The 18,064-nt window shown below is 54.5% G+C and carries 15 protein-coding genes and 1 tRNA gene; 6 read left to right on the top strand and 10 right to left on the bottom strand.

What is annotated here, in order from left to right:
- Position 1 precedes the first annotated feature (1 nt).
- On the bottom strand, positions 2 to 586 hold the full coding sequence (locus RAL90_RS07915) for a TetR/AcrR family transcriptional regulator (RefSeq protein ID WP_306253977.1): 585 nt from the start codon (positions 584 to 586) through the stop codon (positions 2 to 4).
- Entirely contained in the window at positions 587 to 1,756 is a 1,170-nt protein-coding gene (locus tag RAL90_RS07910) for an acyl-CoA dehydrogenase family protein (protein ID WP_306253976.1), read from the bottom strand. It abuts the gene before it with no gap.
- A gap of 163 nt (positions 1,757 to 1,919) precedes the next feature.
- On the opposite strand from RAL90_RS07910, the gene RAL90_RS07905 reads away from it, so the two are divergent.
- Both RAL90_RS07905 and RAL90_RS07900 read left to right on the top strand, forming a co-directional pair.
- On the top strand, positions 1,920 to 3,506 hold the full coding sequence (locus RAL90_RS07905) for an acyl-CoA carboxylase subunit beta (protein WP_306253975.1): 1,587 nt from the start codon (positions 1,920 to 1,922) through the stop codon (positions 3,504 to 3,506).
- A gap of 12 nt (positions 3,507 to 3,518) precedes the next feature.
- Positions 3,519 to 5,492, top strand: coding sequence for a biotin carboxylase N-terminal domain-containing protein (locus RAL90_RS07900; RefSeq protein ID WP_306253974.1), 1,974 nt, complete (start codon positions 3,519 to 3,521; stop codon positions 5,490 to 5,492).
- A 46-nt stretch (positions 5,493 to 5,538) separates the two neighbouring features.
- On the opposite strand, the gene bla is transcribed toward RAL90_RS07900, so the two are convergent.
- The 4 genes from bla to RAL90_RS07880 form a co-directional block, all read right to left on the bottom strand.
- On the bottom strand, positions 5,539 to 6,456 hold the full coding sequence (gene bla / locus RAL90_RS07895; RefSeq protein ID WP_306253973.1) for a subclass B3 metallo-beta-lactamase: 918 nt from the start codon (positions 6,454 to 6,456) through the stop codon (positions 5,539 to 5,541).
- A gap of 95 nt (positions 6,457 to 6,551) precedes the next feature.
- Positions 6,552 to 6,628, bottom strand: a tRNA-Ile gene (locus RAL90_RS07890).
- Positions 6,629 to 6,805: 177 nt separating this feature from the next.
- A complete protein-coding gene (locus RAL90_RS07885) occupies positions 6,806 to 7,711 on the bottom strand; it encodes a DUF2853 family protein (protein WP_306253972.1) in 906 nt (301 codons plus the stop codon).
- A gap of 21 nt (positions 7,712 to 7,732) precedes the next feature.
- Positions 7,733 to 8,923, bottom strand: a complete 1,191-nt coding sequence (locus RAL90_RS07880; protein ID WP_306253971.1) for an OmpA family protein — start codon at positions 8,921 to 8,923, stop codon at positions 7,733 to 7,735.
- A gap of 322 nt (positions 8,924 to 9,245) precedes the next feature.
- Between RAL90_RS07880 and RAL90_RS07875 the strand changes: the two genes are divergently transcribed.
- The 4 genes from RAL90_RS07875 to RAL90_RS07860 all read left to right on the top strand — a co-directional run bounded on the left by RAL90_RS07875 (position 9,246) and on the right by RAL90_RS07860 (position 15,431).
- Positions 9,246 to 10,457: an acetyl-CoA C-acetyltransferase gene (locus tag RAL90_RS07875; protein ID WP_306253970.1), complete on the top strand. Its 1,212-nt coding sequence runs from the start codon at positions 9,246 to 9,248 to the stop codon at positions 10,455 to 10,457.
- Positions 10,458 to 10,484: 27 nt separating this feature from the next.
- On the top strand, positions 10,485 to 12,680 hold the full coding sequence (locus RAL90_RS07870) for a 3-hydroxyacyl-CoA dehydrogenase NAD-binding domain-containing protein (protein WP_306253969.1): 2,196 nt from the start codon (positions 10,485 to 10,487) through the stop codon (positions 12,678 to 12,680).
- 325 nt (positions 12,681 to 13,005) lie between these two features.
- Entirely contained in the window at positions 13,006 to 14,808 is a 1,803-nt protein-coding gene (locus RAL90_RS07865) for a DUF885 family protein (RefSeq protein ID WP_372340454.1), read from the top strand.
- 2 nt (positions 14,809 to 14,810) lie between these two features.
- Complete coding sequence (locus tag RAL90_RS07860; RefSeq protein WP_306253967.1) at positions 14,811 to 15,431, top strand: class I SAM-dependent methyltransferase; 621 nt, start codon at positions 14,811 to 14,813, stop codon at positions 15,429 to 15,431.
- On the opposite strand, the gene RAL90_RS07855 is transcribed toward RAL90_RS07860, so the two are convergent.
- From RAL90_RS07855 to RAL90_RS07840, 4 genes are all read right to left on the bottom strand, one after another.
- Positions 15,432 to 15,551, bottom strand: a complete 120-nt coding sequence (locus RAL90_RS07855; RefSeq protein WP_306253966.1) for a hypothetical protein — start codon at positions 15,549 to 15,551, stop codon at positions 15,432 to 15,434.
- 17 nt (positions 15,552 to 15,568) lie between these two features.
- Positions 15,569 to 15,898 (bottom strand): dienelactone hydrolase family protein, encoded by a 330-nt coding sequence (locus RAL90_RS07850; RefSeq protein ID WP_306253965.1) that lies wholly within the window; start codon positions 15,896 to 15,898, stop codon positions 15,569 to 15,571.
- Between the two features lie 22 nt (positions 15,899 to 15,920).
- Positions 15,921 to 16,904, bottom strand: a complete 984-nt coding sequence (locus RAL90_RS07845) for a nitronate monooxygenase family protein (protein ID WP_306253964.1) — start codon at positions 16,902 to 16,904, stop codon at positions 15,921 to 15,923.
- A 77-nt stretch (positions 16,905 to 16,981) separates the two neighbouring features.
- Positions 16,982 to 17,797: an A24 family peptidase gene (locus RAL90_RS07840; RefSeq protein ID WP_306253963.1), complete on the bottom strand. Its 816-nt coding sequence runs from the start codon at positions 17,795 to 17,797 to the stop codon at positions 16,982 to 16,984.
- Positions 17,798 to 18,064 lie beyond the last annotated feature (267 nt).

Genomic DNA, 18,064 nt, shown 5'->3' with positions numbered 1-18,064 from the left:
TTCAGACCAGTATAAGTGAGGTCAATGTCTGCGCCAGGTGCGCGCGTTCAAGATCGCTTGCGCCCTGCCATTCAAGTGTCCAGTTCAGTGTGCCAAGAATAATCAGATGCAGGCTTTTGAGATCCGTGCCTGTGTGTATCGCTCCCTTGGCCTGAACAGTTTTCAGAATATCGAGCCAGTCGCTGTCAAAGGCCCGGCGCACTTCCACTGTTTGCTGGCGGATTTCTTCCGGAACCATGCTGAAGCACCGAATTGAAGCGCGTGTGTATGAAGAGTGCTCTGACAGTGCCTTCAGGTGGGCCATAACGGCCGCCCGCATGATCCTGGCTCCGTCGAGGTTTTTTGTGTCGTTGAGAGCATTCTGCACGGCGTGCGAAACCTGCCTGACACCTTCATTCAGCACTTCGACCGTAATCTGATCTTTCGAAGGAAAATGATAATATATTGACCCCGCTTTCAGGCCCGCAGTCTCTGCGATATTGCGCAGTGTTGTGGCCTTGTAGCCATTTTGGGCGAGCAGGAGGGCGGCGGCATCAAGAATACGCCGCCGCATATCAGTTTGCGGGAAAGAGGAAGCGTCTGGCATCTACATTCGTTTCGCGACTTCTTCCAGCATGACTTCCGTTGCCCCGCCGCCAATAGACTGTACCCTGACATCACGGAACATGCGATTGATCGGTGTTTCTTCGATATAGCCGGAGCCACCGTGGAACTGCACGCAGTCATAGAGAACTTCATTGACCAGCTCGCCGCACAGTGCTTTCAGCATGGACACATCTTTGACAGCATCTTGACCATTAGCGACTTTCCAGGCTGCGTGGTAGACAAGCTGACGACCCGCTTCGACCTTCGCCTGCTGCATGGCCAAGCGCTGGCGAATTGTCTGCTTGTCCCAGAGAACGCCGCCGAAAGCCTGGCGTTGCTTCACCCATTCAAGTGTAATGTCGATAGCGGCCTGTGCCTCGCCCATGGCCATGGCACCGATGACAATGCGTTCGTTCTGCAGATTCTGCATGGCTGCATAAAAGCCGCGACCGGGCTCGCCGATGACGTTTTCATCAGGCACGAAGCAATCCTCAAAAACGAGCTCCGCCGTATCTGAACAGCGCCAGCCTTGCTTGTTCAGCTTTTGCGCGACCGAGAAACCGTCAAACTCTTTTTCGATGATTAACATGGTAGCCGCCCGCGTTGGTTTTTCGTCGGCATCGCCGGTTTTGACCAGCGCGCAGACAAAATCGCCATAGACCCCGTTGGTAATGAAAATTTTGGAGCCATTGACGACCCAGCCGCCATCTACCTTTTTGGCTTTGGTGCCGATGCCCTTGAGGTCAGAGCCGGCGCGTGGCTCTGTCAGGCCAATGGCGCCAATGCGGTTGCCGGCGATGACATCCGGCAGGAAGCGTTCTTTCTGCTCCTGTGAACCGGCATTGAGAATGTGCACGGAGGACATGTCCGTGTGTACAAGCGGGGTGATTGCGAAACCGCCAAAGGTGGATTTTCCAAGCTCTTCCGCATATACAGCTGTTGCGATTGTATCCAGCTCAGAACCACCGAATTCTTCCGGGTAGTGAATGCCGAGAAAACCATTGTCCCCCATTTTTTTCAAAGTCTCACGGGGCACCTTGCCTTCCTGTTCCCATTTCTCACCATGGGGCTTGACTTCTTCATTGATGAAGCGCGCCAGCTGGTCCCGGAGCATTTCATGTTCAAGACGAAAGTAGGGGGAAGTTGTCACGTCTGATGAAGCGTCGGGCATGGGATGTTCTCCTTGAGGTTCAAGCTTGTGCAAATCTGCCTAACAAATGTTAGGCAGATTTGCAAGCATTGATCCTTACGGCGGGATACGTCAAAGCCATGACAGGAGAGTGCAACCCGCAAAACCGCATAAAGCGGTAGATCGCACGAGAGAGGAAACGCGAATGCCTGTATTGCAGACATCAGCTGTCCCGAATAACGAAGACTTTCAGAACCGTTTGGCCGGTTTCAGAAAGGCCCTTGAAAAGTTGCGCGAAAATCATGCGCAGGTGGCACAGGGCGGCGGCGAAAAAATGCGCGAGCGACATATAAGTCGGGGTAAAATTCCGGTGCGTGATCGCATAGATATGCTGCTTGATCCGGATGCACCGTTCCTGGAACTGTCCTCGCTTGCGGCCTGGGGCATGTATGACAATCGTGTGCCGGGGGCTGGTATTGTGACGGGCATTGGTATCGTATCAGGCGTGCCCTGCATGATTATTGCTCATGATGCCACGGTCTCCGGCGGCACTTATTTTGCCGAGACGGTGAAAAAACACTTCCGCGCGCAGGAGATTGCGGACGAACAGCGCCTGCCGGTCATCTATCTGGTAGACAGTGGCGGCGGCAATTTGCCTCAGCAGGACCTTATATTTCCGGATAAGGAGCATTTCGGCGGCTCATTCTATATGCAGAGCCGGATGTCAGCCAAGGGTATTCCGCAGCTCGCAGCCGTATTTGGCCCGTGCACCGCGGGCGGTGCCTATATTCCGGCTCTTTCTGATGAAGTAATCATGACCAAGGGACATGGTCATATTTTTCTTGGCGGCCCGCCATTGGTGAAAGCTGCGACCAAAGAAGAGATTGATGCAGACAGTCTCGGCGGCGCTGAACTCCATACTTATGAAACAGGGGTGTCAGATCATATCGCCCATTCAGAGGCAGAAGCACTTGGCAAGATGCGTGACATTGTTGCCAATCTGAACAGCCCGCGAAAACTGGCGACGGGTGAAGACGTTCTGCCACCACGTTACGACCCGGCTGAAATTGGCGGGATTATTGGTAATGACCTCAAGCGCCCCTATGATATTAGGGAAATTATTGCACGTATTGTTGACGACAGCGCATTTCAGCCATTCAAGCCTGACTTCGGGACGACACTGGTTTGTGGTTTTGCGAAAATACACGGCCACCCTGTTGGCATTATCGCCAATAATGGGGTGCTTTTTGCTGAATCAGCCATCAAAGGCGCACACTTCATCGAGCTTTGCGACCAACGCCAGATACCCCTGTTCTTTATGCAGAATATAACTGGTTTCATGGTTGGCCTTGAATCTGAGCGTGATGGCATTTCCAAACACTCTGCCAAGCTGGTCTATGCGGTCTCAAATGCCCGTGTGCCGAAAATCACTCTTCTTTGTGGCGGCTCATACGGGGCAGGGAACTATGGCATGTGCGGGCGTGCTTTCCGGCCAGATTTCCTTTTTACCTGGCCCACATCCCGGATCGCCATCATGGGCGGTGAGACGGCTGCCAGTGTCCTGACGGACCTGCAACGGGCGAAAAAAGCCGATGAAGAGAAGATAAAGGCACTGGAAAAGAAAACGATCGATCAGTTTGCTGAGCAGGAAGACCCGTATTACGCCACGGCACGTCTCTGGGATGATGGCATCATAGAGCCGGAGCAGACGCGCGATGTGCTTGGCATTTGCCTTGGCATAACAACTGATTTTGAAAAAGACACCGGCCCGCGTCCGGTTTACCGGATGTAGGGGAGACAGACCATGTTCAAATCCATCCTGGTTGCCAACCGTGGCGAGATTGCCTGTCGTATCATGCGCACGGCAAAGCGTATGGGCCTTCGCACCATTGCAGTTTATTCTGACGCGGACAAAAATGCCCTGCATGTGCGTGAAGCAGATGAGGCTGTACATATCGGCCCGCCGCCACCTTCTGAGAGTTATCTTCAGATAGACCGCATTATCGACGCGGCCCTCAAGAGCGGGGCGGAAGCCATTCATCCTGGTTACGGTTTCCTGTCAGAGAACACGAAATTCGCAGAAGAGCTGGCAAAAACTGGGATCACGTTTGTCGGCCCTGATGCATCCTGCATTGCTGCCATGGGGGACAAGATTGAATCCAAGCGACTGGCCGAGGAAGCGGGCGTGCCGGGTGTACCGGGCTATGCCGGTAACGACCAGTCGAATGAAACGCTTATTCAGGCCGCTGAGCGCATCGGTTTTCCCGTCATGGTGAAGGCATCTGCGGGCGGTGGCGGCAAGGGCATGCGCCGCGTATTTGAGCGCAAGGAACTGGAAGAGGCGATTGACCTTGCCCGGCGTGAAGGCAAGTCCTCCTTTGGTGATGACCGATTGCTAGTCGAAAAACTCATCACGCGCCCCCGGCATCTTGAGATTCAGATCGCAGGCGACAAGCATGGCAATGTCATTCATCTGCTGGAGCGTGATTGCTCTGTACAGCGCAATAATCAGAAAGTGCTGGAAGAGGCGCCCGCGCCAAATCTGTCAGATGCTGTCCGGCAGAAACTGTTTGACCGGGCTGTACAACTGGCCAAGGCAATAAATTATAACAGCCTGGGCACTGTCGAGTTTATCATGGATGCCGGTGACGACGAACCAGCATTTCTGGAAATGAATACGCGATTGCAGGTAGAACATCCGGTAACAGAATATATCACCGGCCTTGATCTGGTAGAATTGCAGATCCGCATTGCCGCAGGTGAACCTCTGCCATTGGTGCAGGGCGATGTTCAGGCCAAAGGTCATGCCATTGAAGCGCGGGTGACGGCGGAAAAACCGGCTCAGAACTTTCTGCCGGATATTGGTCACATCCATCATATCAAATGGCCGCGAGATATCCGGATTGACACCGGCGTGCAGGCAGGATCAGAAATTTCCCAGTTTTACGATTCTATGATCGCCAAGGTCATTGCTGAGGGTGACAACAGACAGCAGGCATGTGACCGACTGATCAGTGCCTTGCGCTCGACCGCGATTATGGGTGTAGAGAGCAATGTCGCCTTTCTGGCGGACTGTGCGGCGGCACCTGACTTCTATAATGGCGAGGCCACCACGTCCTTTCTGGGAGAAGTGTTCCCGCAGGGGTGGCAGGCTGATGAAAGTGAACGCGAAGAGGCACGCATATTTGCGGCCGTCATCTGGCAGTCATTGCAGGCGCAGAAAGTGCCTTTTCATGGCTTCCGGGCGTTACGCGGCGCAGGCTTGCCTGCACGCAGCTTCCTGACGGTCGAGAAAGAGGGCACTGATCCGGTTGATCTGGTTCTTGCAGCAACAGCGGATGGGTATTGCGTGACCGAAGAGGTGACTGACACTGATGTTCGTGTCATCGAGGTCTCAAGGAACGAAGCTGTCCTGATGCGTAACGGATACCGCCAAAAGCTCGTCTATGCGGTGACGGCTGAACATTTTTATCTCGGCCTGAACGGGCTTGTGCGCACTTACCGTATCATGCCGACGGTCGAATATGCCCGGGCACTGGCGTTGGGGGGGGCTGGCAGCGGAGAAGTGATCAGCGACATGCCTGGCTCAATCGCTGAGGTTAAAGTCAGTGAAGGCGATATGGTGGAAGCCGGCGCCCCATTGGTAGTGATGGAAAGCATGAAACTGCTTATCACCTTGAATGCGTCTGTCGCGGGCAAGGTGATCGCTGTAAATGTGACGCAGGGCGATCTCATCAATGCTGGTGATGTGCTCGTGGTCGTTGAGAGCGAGGAGTAAGCACTCCTTGCCGCCGACTTCAATGAAGTCTGATGCCGAAACTGCGTTAATCAGCGTCCGCTGATGTCATGCTGGATGTCTGCTTGGCCAGCGCCGCATCAAACCATTCTTCCATCCGTGCAATGAACGTCGAAAATTCTTCTTTATCCACAAAAGCCAACTGATCACCATCCTGCTGTTTTTCCCTTTTTGCCTTCATGGAGAAGAAATCAGGGTGGTTGGCCAGAAATACATCCGGCTGCCAGTCGCGGGTCTTCTCGAAGGTCTGGCGATAGTCTTGCACGATGCTTTCATATTGCGGCGGGCCGACCAATCGGTTCAGGGCCACCGTCGCGGAGCAAAAAATCAGTGCATCGAATTCCTGTTCCTCTTCCTGGACTGTCAATGTCCATGAGGTGCATCCGCGCGTATGTCCTGGCGTCAGATGCGCCGTCAGGGAAACGCCACCAAGAGTGACGATTTCTCCATCGCGGATCACTCTATCCACCTGAACAGGCGGTGCATTCAACCAGGGCACGTCTTCGTAACCGAGATAGGTCCCGCTTTCGAGGGAAGGGCGGTCGCCTGCGCTCGCGATAAGTTGCGCACCGCTCATTTCTTTCATGGCCGCAAGCCCACCTGAATGGTCAAAATGGGCGTGGGTATTGAGGAGAATCTTGATGTCAGCGGGATCATAGCCAAGTGTGCGAATATTTTCTGCTATCAGCGGCGCATTCTGTGGCATGCCACCATCAATGACGATATGCCTCTCCGCTGTCGGGATAAAAAAGATGGCAAGCCCCTTCACACCGACAAAATGGATGTCGCCGATGATGCGGAAGGGCTCGGCAGACTGAAACCAGGTCGGCTGCAATGACCGAAAATCAGGATTTTGCGCAATCAGGTCCTCATTTTGTGCCATGCTCGCAGTAGCAGAAACAAGAAAGAGAATCAGGCTGAGAAAGCAGAGATAAAATCGGGACATGATGTGTTCCTTCGGCAAGGTAAGACCCTGCAGTTGAGTAGTGTCAACCATGGTGCAATAAAATCGGAAAAGCACGAATTTTATCTGTCCAAAAATGGTGGGCCCGGAGGGACTCGAACCCCCGACCTAGCGGTTATGAGCCGCCAGCTCTAACCAACTGAGCTACAGGCCCGCACAGTGGAGAAGGTTCACTACCAGCATTTTTGATGGCATTGAAGTGAAAAATGAGGCTGATGGATGTCGGCGATCCCGAGCCGCCATTCGCACAAAGTGATCAGAGACAGGGAAATGCTTATCGTCGCCGTGGTTGTGAGGGGCCATATATGACACCTCAGCCTGTCGTTCTCCCCTAAATGCTGTCGAGCTTGCCTGCATTTTTTGCCAGCAGATAATAGAACGTCACGCGCTGCTTGTTACGATCTGCTTTCATGCTCTGGCAAACTTCTTCCACGGCGCGCTGTGCTGTCTCCGCGTCCATACCGAGTTTCTTGGCACAGAAGCCATTGGCAACCTGGTCACGCTCAGCCTTGTCTGAGCAGGCTACAAGAGAGGCATCCCGGCTTTGCAGCGCGATGCCAAGATGATTGACGATTCGGCGGATAATATCTTCTTCCGCATCAGGATCATACCGGTGCACATCAGCAATATACTTGCTGGCGCGGTCAACTGCGCCTGCATTTTCAGCGCTGCTGGCTTTCGTTGCACCTGCCGCCGCACCCGTTGATCCTATCAATGTATCAATCTGTGACCCCTGATAGGAAGAGGGTGTTTCGCCCTTGGCGTATCGGCTGGCAAAGTCAGTGTCGCCACCATCTGCCAGAATGGCGGCCTGTGCCTGCCATTTGTCCCGCTCGATACGACCCGGGAACTGTAGCTTGCTGTCAATCCAGGCAACTTCTGCTGGTGTCCAGTCGCGGATCTGGCGGAAATAATAGACACCCGTGTCGTTGAGCAGTCCTTCCAGCTTTGGGCCGATCCCGCTGATTTTCTTCAAATCATCAGCAGGCCCGTCTGAGGCCGTATCGTAAAGTCTCGGCCTTGTTTCCTGCATGGTTGGCACGTCTGCAAGGGCGACCGGCTCTGCAGCGATTTCCTGTTCAGGCAGAGCAGCTGCGGCCACAATCGTTTGTGGCTCTGACTGAACCTCGGTAACGGTCTCGCGCTCCCGGCGATACCAGATCCACCATCCAATCAGCAGGCCCAGCAAAAAGGCCAGCAACAACAAAATCCATTGATGTAAAATCAGCCAAACCATCTGATGACTCCTGCTCTAATCTCAGTTCTGTTGATCCCGGAGGATCGTGAATTCGATGCGTCTGTTTTGCGCCCGCCCGGCAGCGGTCTCGTTCGGGGCGACCGGTCGACTCTCGCCATAGCCCTGCGCTTCAATCCGCGACACTGGCACGCCATTATCGGCCATGTAGTTCCTGACAGCCTGCGCCCGTGAATCGCTCAGTTGCGCGTTGCCTGACGTTGAGCCTGTGGAATCAGTATGGCCGGCAATTTCGATCCGGAAGTTCTGACACCTTGCCAGCGTTTCCGCGACAGCGTCGAGCAACGGTCTGCTTTCCGGCAGGATCACGGCGCTGCCGGACTGGAACTGAACGGTGTTGTCGCGCATCATGTCATTCAGCGTCGCCTGACAAAGGTCAGCCGCATCATCTGTGGCGGCCAGTGGCTCACTCACCATTTCAGCTGGGGCTGGTTCAGGGATTGGCTCAAGTACCGGTTCGGGCGCAACAACCAGCGTGATTTCAGCATTGCTGTTGAACGCGTCGCCTGTCCGGTTCAGATCAGTTTCGGCCCGTGCCTTGAGGTCGCTGTCAGCAGCCATTCCGTTCAGGGTGAAGTCAGCGCCGGAAGCGCGCACATAGCCGCTCCGCAATTTTGACAGCCCGTCAAGATGTGCAAGGGCTGCCTGCGCCCAGTTACCCTCGGGTGCACCGCGGGCAATGACCAGTTCATCGGTTACACCGCCAGGAAACAGTTCCTGCGCCCTGGCCACAAGTTGCGTGCGTATCTCCTCGCTGGGGACGAAACCGCGCAACACAACCCCACCATTTCCATTGGCGTCTGCGACAAAAGTGAACGGCGTTGCTACAGGCAGCATCGGCTGCTCGGCTTGCGGAACAGCAACATCCGAGAAATTGCGCACATTACCGGTCTCAACAACTGTGATGCCACCCGCGCTGACGCCGCCAGCCCAGGTGGAGTGGCGCACAATATCTGCTGCACGATCAATTTCTTCGGCTGAAACCGCTGTACCACTCAGGATAGCCTTCTGGCCTTCCATGGTAACCGTCACCCAGTCTAGGCCAGCTTCGGCAAGGTCAGCCTCGGCGGCTTCCAGAAGGCGCGCTTCTGCTATTTCAGGTGTTGTTTGCGGAAAAAGGCCAAAATAAAAGCCAAAGCAGCCCAGAACTATAAGGCCGATGATTCCAATCAGAAATTTATGGATGGCGCGCATCGCATTCCCCTTAACGTCCTTGCGGCTAGAGTAGCGTGTCGCAAAGACATATCTGATATCCCACTTCACACGACTTTATTGGAAAAAGCCTTGAAATAGAATGGCTTTTTCAAAAAACATCCTTTGCCTGATTCTGGCATCAGCACGACCCGCGAGGGTTGCGGGGCCCTTGTTTGGTGCCGCGGCAGCAAATCCGCGCACATAACTGCGCTTGTGCGTTGAAAGTGACCCGCATCACGCTTACTTTCCGCGCCATATCCGGCAGTCAGGTGCTGTGCGCCCGGTTGTCATCCACAACAAGCCTCTCGAAAGGAAGCGACCCATGGCAGAAGCCTATATTTATGATGCCGTCAGAACACCGCGCGGCAAAGGTAAGTCCGACGGAACCCTGCACGAAATCACGCCTGTGCACCTCGCCACCCAAGTGCTGGAAGCTGTGCGCGACCGCAACAACCTCGATACGGAAAATGTTGACGATGTTGTCTTTGGCTGTGTCAGTCCCGTGGGTGAGCAGGGTGCCGATATTGCCCGGGTTGCTGTTCTTCAGGCTGGTTATGCCCAGTCAACAGCGGGTGTGCAGATCAACCGCTTCTGCGCTTCAGGTCTTGAAGCTACCAATATGGCGGCTGCAAAAGTCATGTCCGGTGAAGCTGACATGGCCATCGGTGGCGGCATTGAAAGCATGTCCCGTGTGCCGATGGGCTCCGATGGCGGGGCGATGGTTTCTGACCCGGCTGTTGCCATCAAAAACTATTTCGTTCCGCAAGGCATCTCCGCCGATGTGATTGCGACAAAATATGGTTTCTCACGCGATGATGTTGATGCGTACGCGGTCGAGAGCCAGAAGCGGGCAGCGAAGTCATGGGAAGAAAACCGCTTCGAGAAATCAATCGTCCCCGTAAAAGACGTGATGGGCGAAGTAATCCTCAAGCATGACGAGACTGTACGTCCGGATACAGACATGCAGTCCCTTGGCGCATTGAACCCGTCTTTCGCCATGATGGGTGAGGGGATGCCAGGTTTCGATACCATTGCCATCCAGCGCTACCCTGAACTTGAGAAAGTCAATCACGTGCACCATGCAGGCAACTCCTCCGGCATCGTGGATGGCTCAGCTGCGATCCTGATCGGTACCAAGGAAATGGGTGAGAAACTGGGTCTGACACCGCGCGCCAAAATTCGCGCCATGGCGTCAACCGGCTCCGAGCCAACCATCATGCTGACCGGCCCTGAATTCGTGACCCAGAAACTCCTGAAGCGCGCTGGCATGGACAAGAAGGATATCGACCTTTGGGAGCTGAACGAAGCATTCGCTTCGGTCGTTCTGCGCTATATGCAGGCAATGGACATCGACCATGATGAGATCAATGTTTGCGGCGGCGCCATTGCCATGGGCCACCCGCTTGGCGCGACTGGCGCGATGATTCTCGGCACGGTGCTGGATGAGCTTGAGCGGTCCGGTAAGGAAACTGCCCTGGCGACACTTTGTGTCGGCGGTGGCATGGGTACAGCCACAGTCATCGAGCGCGTCTAACTTATAACGAACACGGAAAATATCATTATGTCATACGAAACACTCTCCATTGAGGTTGATGGTGACGGCATCGCGCTGTTGACGATTGACCTGCCAGACCAGTCGATGAATGTCTGGAACCAGCAGTTGACGGAAGAATTCAAGAAAGCCGTTGATGAAATACTCGCCGATGACAAGATCGTTGGTACGGTCATCACGTCCGGCAAGGACTCAGGGTTCCTTGCAGGCGCTGACCTGAGAATGCTGGGCAGCCAGACACAAGGCAGCCCGAGCACGGCAGAAATCTTCGAAGGTGCCATCGGCATGAACAACATGTTCCGCAAGATGGAAACGGGTGGGTACACCGCGAAAGAGCTTGCCAAAGGGGCAACCACAAAGCCATTTGCTGTTGCCATCAACGGCCTTGCACTAGGTGGCGGACTTGAAGTCTGTCTTGCCAGCCATTATCGGGTTGCGTCTGATTCACCAAAAGTACAGCTTGGCTTGCCCGAAGCCTTGGTCGGCCTCTTGCCTGGTGCCGGTGGCACACAGCGCACACCGCGTCTCATTGGTATGCAGAATGCCATGATGCTCTGCACATCCGGCAAACCAATGAAGGCCGACGAAGCTCTGTCAAAGGGATTGATTCACGAGATCGCGCCACATGACCAGATTGTTGCCAAGGCAAAGGAATGGGTCAAGGCGAACCCGAAAGTACGCCAGCCATGGGATGAGAAGAAATTCAAATTCCCGGGCGGGCAGGGCGCAATGGATCCGCGTGTGGTTCCCGTCCTTGCCGGATCAGCAGCCATGTCTCAGGTGCAGACCTGGCACAACATGCCGCAGATCGACAAGATTCTTTCCTGCATTTATGAAGGGTCAATCGTACCGATTGATACAGCCCTCCGTATTGAGAGCAAATATTTCACAACGCTGATTCAGTCTGCCCAGACGCAGAACATGATCCGCTCCCTGTTCATTAACAAGCAGGCCGCAGAAAAAGGCGCGAAACGTCCAAAGAATGTGGATAAGACCACCATCAACAAGGTTGCCGTGCTCGGTGCCGGCATGATGGGAGCCGGCATTGCCTATGTTACTGCCAAGGCAGGCATGGAAGTTGTGCTGCTCGATCGTGAAGCGGCCTATGCGGAGAAGGGCAAGGACTATTCCCGCAAGCTGAACGAAAAAGGTGTCTCCCGGGGCAAACTTTCCAAGGAGAAATCCGAAGAAATGCTCGCCCGTATCAAAACCACCGAGAACTATGATGACATCGCGGATGTTGATCTCGTAATCGAGGCGGTTTTCGAGGAACCAGGCATCAAGGCTGATGTTATCAAAAAGACGGAAGCTGTTATCGGCAAGGACAAGATCTTTGCTTCCAACACCTCAACCTTGCCGATTACAGGTCTCGCTAAAAACTCAGAGCGTCCTGACCAGTTTATCGGCATTCACTTCTTCTCGCCTGTAGACAAAATGCCTCTGGTGGAAATCATTCCGGGTGAAGAGAGTAATGATCTTTCTCTTGCGACGGCGCTTGATTATGTGAAGAAGATCAAAAAGACGCCAATCGTGGTCAAAGACACGCGCGGCTTCTACACGAACCGTGTTGTTCCGCCATATTGTAACGAAGCAATGTTGTTGGTGACGGAAGGCGTGAACCCTGCCTTGATCGACAACTGCGCCCGTATTCTGGGAATGCCGGTTGGTCCACTCGCGCTGGTTGATGAAACTTCTCAGGAACTGGGTCTGCGTATTTCCAAGGCAACCCGTGCCGAGCTTGGTGAAGAAGCTGTGCCCCGCACAGCCGTTGATGATCTGCTGGAGCTGTTCGTAGAGAAACTTGGCCGTAAGGGACGCAAGTCTGGCGGCGGCTTCTACGAGTATCCGGAAGGTGGCAAGAAGCATCTCTGGCAAGGCCTGCAGGAGCATTATCCGCTGGCGGAGAATCAGCCAACCCAGGAAGAAGTCATAGAGCGTCTGCTTTATTCTCAACTGGTGCCAGCTGCTCAGTGTTTCCATGATGGCGTTGTCTTCGATCCGGAGTCAGCAGACCTCGGCGCCATTTTTGGTTGGGGTTTTGCGCCCTGGACTGGCGGTCCGATGAGCCATATCGACACAATCGGCATGGAAGAATTCGTCCGTACAGCCGAGCGTCTGGCCCAGCAACATGGCTCCCGCTTTGCCCCGCCACCAAGCTTCCGCGACATGGCAGACAAGGGCGAAAAGCTGTATAAAGCTGCCTAGTTACGCTTGGAATATTCCTGATACAGGAACGATCAGCAGGATTGAGACAGGTATCTCTTTCCTGCTTTTTTGTGGCTCAATGCATCAGTTGCGTGAACCGGGCGAGTTGCCGTTTCACGCAGCGCCGGCGAAATAAATGTGGGGGCGATGCCAGACCTGGAGGGCATCCAAGCGCAGAGTTCATGGGCCATCGGGGCCCGTTGGATTGTTAACTCGACAGCAATGGTCATCCTGCGGCATTCTGCATCACATAAACAACAATAGCATGAGAGGGAATGCCGTGAAAACGCTGAACAGATTGAAACTGGCGGGTAGCGCACTGGTTATGACACTGGCGCTTGCCGCCTGTGAGACAACACCGGCATCAACGAATGCCGCGCCGACTATCACGGCCGAGAGCAGGGCCGCTGAATCAGAGCGGCTGTTTGTCTGGTTTGAGGATGTGTTTGAAGAAGGCGTATCGCGCTCGCCCCTTTATCAAACGCAACTGGGCCGCAAAACCGATAACGACAAATGGGATCAGGCAACGGATGAACAGGCGGCTGCTGATTTGGCATGGCAACTGGCGAAGCTGGAAGAATTGCGGACCAGTTTCGACCTTGACCAACTCGATGTTGCGGGGAAGCTGAACTATCGGCTGTATGAATTTGGCGTGCAGCAGGCGGAGCGCAGTTTTGCTTTCCGCGAGAACGGTTATGTCTTCACCCAGCGCGGCGGCGCACATGCCAATATTCCTCCGTTCCTCATCAATTTCCACCGTGTCGAGAGTATTGAAGACGCTGAAGCCTATATCACCCGGCTGGAGACCTTTGATACCTATCTCGATCAGAACCGTGAAGAGTTTGAAGAACGCGCTGGCAAAGGCGTACTCCCGCCGAAATGGGCTTTCCCACAAATGTTGCGAACGGCACGTAATGTCATTTCAGGTGCGCCGTTTGATGGAGGGGACCCCTCTGCGCTGATGGCAGACTTTAGCGCAAAAATTGACAAGTTAGATATAGATGAGGCCGCAAAGTCAAACCTGAACGCACGGGCAGCGCGCGCCCTGAGTACAGAAGTAAAACCAGCCTATGAGCGGCTCATCGAGACATTCAGGCAGCTTGAAAAACAGGCAACGAATGATGATGGCGTCTGGAAACTGCCGGATGGGGAGGGCTATTACAACGCCCGCATTGCCGCGAGCACGACGACTGATCTGACAGCAGACGAAATTCATGCAATAGGCTTGCGTGAGCTGGAGCGCCTGCATGGCGATATGCGCTCTATCATGGCGCAGGTTGGTTTTGACGGCACGCTGCAGGAGTTTTTCGCGTTTTTACGCACTGACCCGCAATTTTACTATCCGAATACGGATGAGGGGCGCCAGCAATATCTGGACCGGGCAACCGACGTCATTGATGATATGAAGGCCCGGCTTGATACATTGTTTATTACCAAGCCCAAAGCAGACCTTATCGTCAAACGGGTAGAGCCATTCCGGGAGCAGGCGGCGGGTATCGCCTTTTATAACCGACCGGCAGAAGATGGCTCACGGCCCGGCATTTATTATGTGAACCTGTATGACATGGCGACTATGCCCATCTTCCAGCTTGAAGCGATCGCCTATCATGAAGGCGCGCCCGGTCACCATATGCAGATTGCTATCGGGCAGGAACTCGACGGTGTGCCGCGCTTCCGGCGCTTTGGTGGATATGGTGCCTATATTGAAGGGTGGGGATTGTACTCCGAGGAGTTGCCAAAAGAGATCGGTCTCTATCAGGACCCATATCAGGATTTCGGGCGACTGGGTCTGGAGGCCTGGCGGGCAGTAAGGCTGATTGTGGATACCGGGCTGCATTACAAAAAGTGGACGCGCGAAGAGGCCATCGACTTCATGGTCAATAATGCACCGCTCTCAGAGGAACAGGCGCGCAAGGAGACAGAGCGCTATGTCGTTACGCCGGGGCAGGCAACGTCTTATATGATCGGCAAGCTGAAAATCATGGAATTGCGCGCGAGGGCTACGCAGGAACTGGGCGAAGATTTTGATCTGCGGGAGTTTCATGAAGTGATCCTTGCCAATGGTGCCGTACCGCTGACCATTCTCGATGAACTGGTCACGGCATGGATCGCGGAAAAGAAAGGCTGAGCATGGGCATTTACAGCGACCATATTGAACCCCGGCTGGTCAGTCTGGCCTGCTCTTCACCGGCAATAGCCAAACAGCGGTCAAAGGTGGTGCCCTTGGCGGAAGGGGTCGTGCTCGAAGTCGGGTTCGGGTCCGGGCACAATCTGCCGTTTTATGATGAGGGCAAGGTGTCAAAACTCTTTGCACTGGAGCCGGAGCAGAAAATCAGGAAACTGGCGGTAAAACGCGTGGCTGAATCGGGTCTTGATATTGAATATCTAGATCTGCCGGGAGAAGAAATTCCGTTGCCGGATAAATCCGTTGATACAGTGCTGGTGACCTTCACCATGTGCACAATCCCTGATCTGCCGCGGGCTGTAGAGGGGATGGCACGTGTTCTCAAGCCCGGCGGGCGGATGTACTTTGCCGAGCATGGATTGGCGCCAGATGCCGGGGTCGTCAAATGGCAGAACCGCCTTAATGGCGTCTGGGGCTGCCTTGGCGGCGGCTGTAATCTCAACCGTAACATTCCCGCCGTTATCACCGGGAATGGTTTTCAGATGGATCATCTGGAGGCGGATTATACCAAAGGCACCCCCCGGTTTGCGGGTTATATCTATTCAGGCAGCGCAAAAGCCGCCTGATCAGCCAAGCACTTCGGTCAGAAAATACCGGAAGGCAGACCACGAGCGTTCATCCGCATCGGCGCTGTAAACCGTGCCGAATTCCGGGTCATTCGCCTGCTTGTTGGTGAAAGCGTGCATGGTGTTGCCATAAGCGTTTAATTGCCAGTCTGCTTCTGCGCCGTGCCCAGAGCCGCCTGTAACCGATCCTGCAGCATGGCCCTGTCTTCCACGAACGGGGTCATGAGCGCATTACATTCTTCCGTAGACGTGCCTCGAATGCCTTTGCCATAGACATCCACGGCGATCCCCACATAGCCAAGCTCGGCAATTTTGCGCGCGACAGTCTCTTCATGCTCGGCACGTCCCGCCCAGGCATGACAGATCAGAACACCGGGCGCCGTGTTGTTGTCGTCATTACGCGCGACGAAAGCTTCGAGTGTGTCGCCATTATGGGTATATTCAATCAGTTCCGTTACTATGGCCATTGCTCTCTCTCTCCATTAATCCTTAGCCCAGCAGTTTCTCTCTGGCAGCTTTATACTGCGCTATCAGTTCAGCCACATAGTCGCCAGCGCTCTGAACTTCATGAACAGCCCCGATGCCCTGACCCGACCCCCAGATGTCTTTCCAGGCCTTGGCAGTGGTTTCCTGTTCGGTATTGAAATTCATCTTTGTCGGGTCGGCAACCGGCAGATTATCGGGGTCCATGCCGGCCGCCTTAATCGAACCCTTATGGTAATTACCATGCACCCCGGAAAAGTAATTCGTGTAGACAATATCTTCCATGTTGCCATCGACGATACCGTTCTTGTAACCTTCATGGGCATTGGCTTCATGGGTGGCAATAAAAGCCGAGCCGATATAACCGGCATCCGCCCCCATGGCCTCAGCGGCTAGCACAGATTCGCCGCGCGCGATACAGCCAGAAAGCAGAACAGGCCCGTCAAACCACTCTCGAATTTCCTGCATGATGGCAAATGGTGACATGGTGCCGGCATGGCCGCCAGCCCCCGCGGCCACCGGGATCAACCCGTCTGCCCCTTTCTCAATCGCTTTTTTGGCAAACTTGATATCGATCACATCGTGAAAGACGAGCCCGCCATAGGAGTGCACGGCTTCATTGACCTCTTCCCGGGCCCCCAGCGAGGTGATCACGATGGGCACCTTGTGTTTCACACAGGCATCCAGATCATGCATCAAACGGTCATTGGAACGGTGCACGATCTGGTTCACTGCGAAGGGGGCAGCGGGCTGTTCGGGCTTGGCCGCATCGTGTGCCGCGAGGGCTGATTTTATTTCCGTCAGCCATTCATCCAGCGCTTCTTTCGGCCTTGCATTCAGGGCCGGAAAGGAGCCGATGATACCGGCCTTGCACTGGGCGATCACCAGCTTCGGATTAGAGACAATAAACAGAGGAGAACCCACAACCGGAATGGAAAGTCGTTTTTTGATTTCAGCGAACTTTTCGCGTGCCGGATTGCGGTGAGGCATGGGGGTCTCCATTCTGTTTTACTGTTCTCGAGACTAGATAAAGAAGCGCGTAGGGTGGGGGCAAGCGCCTGCCGCAGCTAAACCTGCCAGAAGGCGAAGCCAAAAGCCTGCAGCAACATCACTGCACCCGCCGCCAGCGCCAGCGGTGGACCAAACGGCAATCCTGTTGTCAGGGTGAGGTTTCCGCCCCGCACTCTGACGAGGCCAAGCAGCATGAGGCCAGCCAGCGACGCGAGCAGAACGACAAAGGGGAGTGCCAGCCAGCCCAGCCAGCCGCCAATTCCTGCCAGCAGTTTGGCATCCCCCAGACCGAGGCCATCTTCACCCCGCAGCCGGTAATAAAGTTCCCCAATCAGCCAGAATGTCAGGAACCCTGCAATAGTGCCAATCAGGGCATCCTGCCAGGGCACGAGCAGGGAGATGCTGTTTGCCATCAGGCCGAGCAGCATAAATGGCAGTGTCAGGGCATCGGGCAGGAGAGAAGTCTGCTGGTCAATAAAGGCCAACGGGATCAGAAAACAGAAAAAAATAAACATCGCCAGCGCAGGCAGCGTGTATCCATATGCCGTAACCGCCGTGAGGGCGCTTATGCCGGCAAGCAGTTCGACAGCGGGATACCGCCAGGCGATGGCCTCCTTGCAAGTGTGACACTTGCCAGCCGAGAGAATAAACCCGAGCAACGGTATCAGGTGGATGATCCTGATCTGTTGCAGACAGGCAGGGCAGTGGGAGCGTGGCGTAGAGAGCGTATAGGCGCCGCTCGTCTCCTCTCGTGCAACCAGACCCCAAATCACCGGCCCGCGATGAATCACCACGTTCAGAAAGCTGCCAACAGTCAAACCGAGGGCAAGAATCAGAAAATCGGCTGATACTGAGAGAATTTCAGGCGTCACAGGCGCAATTTCCAAAAACTTTCACAAATCCCAGGCGCACCTATAGAGGCAAGCGGCTATTGCTCCAAGTACAGGTTACAAAAAGACTTTAGCACTTACAGAGATCATCGGGGCGCACATTGTGCGTACGCATAAGGGCCACACTCTGCCGATGACACAAAAACTGTAAATATCTGTCACAAAAGTATTGCAAACAGGGGCTATTGCCATGCTCAACCGCCGGGAAACCGTGGGTTTTTGTTTTTTCGTCAACTCTTGCCTTGGGGG

Origin of the sequence: Parvularcula sp. IMCC14364, assembly GCF_030758415.1 — a bacterium.
Taxonomy (GTDB): domain Bacteria; phylum Pseudomonadota; class Alphaproteobacteria; order Caulobacterales; family Parvularculaceae; genus Aquisalinus.
Note: the sequence above shows the minus strand (reverse complement) of the source record. Positions and strands in the feature narration are given on the sequence as shown.

What these genes read in the sequence shown, in the direction of transcription:
- RAL90_RS07845 (WP_306253964.1), bottom strand. Translation starts at nt 16,904, where the DNA reads ATGCCTCACCGCAATCCGGCACGCGAAAAGTTCGCTGAAATCAAAAAA.
- RAL90_RS07910 (WP_306253976.1), bottom strand. Translation starts at nt 1,756, where the DNA reads ATGCCCGACGCTTCATCAGACGTGACAACTTCCCCCTACTTTCGTCTT.
- RAL90_RS07885 (WP_306253972.1), bottom strand. Translation starts at nt 7,711, where the DNA reads ATGGTTTGGCTGATTTTACATCAATGGATTTTGTTGTTGCTGGCCTTT.
- RAL90_RS07900 (WP_306253974.1), top strand. Translation starts at nt 3,519, where the DNA reads ATGTTCAAATCCATCCTGGTTGCCAACCGTGGCGAGATTGCCTGTCGT.
- RAL90_RS07855 (WP_306253966.1), bottom strand. Translation starts at nt 15,551, where the DNA reads ATGCACGCTTTCACCAACAAGCAGGCGAATGACCCGGAATTCGGCACG.
- RAL90_RS07860 (WP_306253967.1), top strand. Translation starts at nt 14,811, where the DNA reads ATGGGCATTTACAGCGACCATATTGAACCCCGGCTGGTCAGTCTGGCC.
- RAL90_RS07870 (WP_306253969.1), top strand. Translation starts at nt 10,485, where the DNA reads ATGTCATACGAAACACTCTCCATTGAGGTTGATGGTGACGGCATCGCG.
- RAL90_RS07915 (WP_306253977.1), bottom strand. Translation starts at nt 586, where the DNA reads ATGCCAGACGCTTCCTCTTTCCCGCAAACTGATATGCGGCGGCGTATT.
- RAL90_RS07865 (WP_372340454.1), top strand. Translation starts at nt 13,006, where the DNA reads ATGACACTGGCGCTTGCCGCCTGTGAGACAACACCGGCATCAACGAAT.
- RAL90_RS07850 (WP_306253965.1), bottom strand. Translation starts at nt 15,898, where the DNA reads ATGGCCATAGTAACGGAACTGATTGAATATACCCATAATGGCGACACA.
- bla (WP_306253973.1), bottom strand. Translation starts at nt 6,456, where the DNA reads ATGTCCCGATTTTATCTCTGCTTTCTCAGCCTGATTCTCTTTCTTGTT.
- RAL90_RS07880 (WP_306253971.1), bottom strand. Translation starts at nt 8,923, where the DNA reads ATGCGCGCCATCCATAAATTTCTGATTGGAATCATCGGCCTTATAGTT.
- RAL90_RS07875 (WP_306253970.1), top strand. Translation starts at nt 9,246, where the DNA reads ATGGCAGAAGCCTATATTTATGATGCCGTCAGAACACCGCGCGGCAAA.
- RAL90_RS07905 (WP_306253975.1), top strand. Translation starts at nt 1,920, where the DNA reads ATGCCTGTATTGCAGACATCAGCTGTCCCGAATAACGAAGACTTTCAG.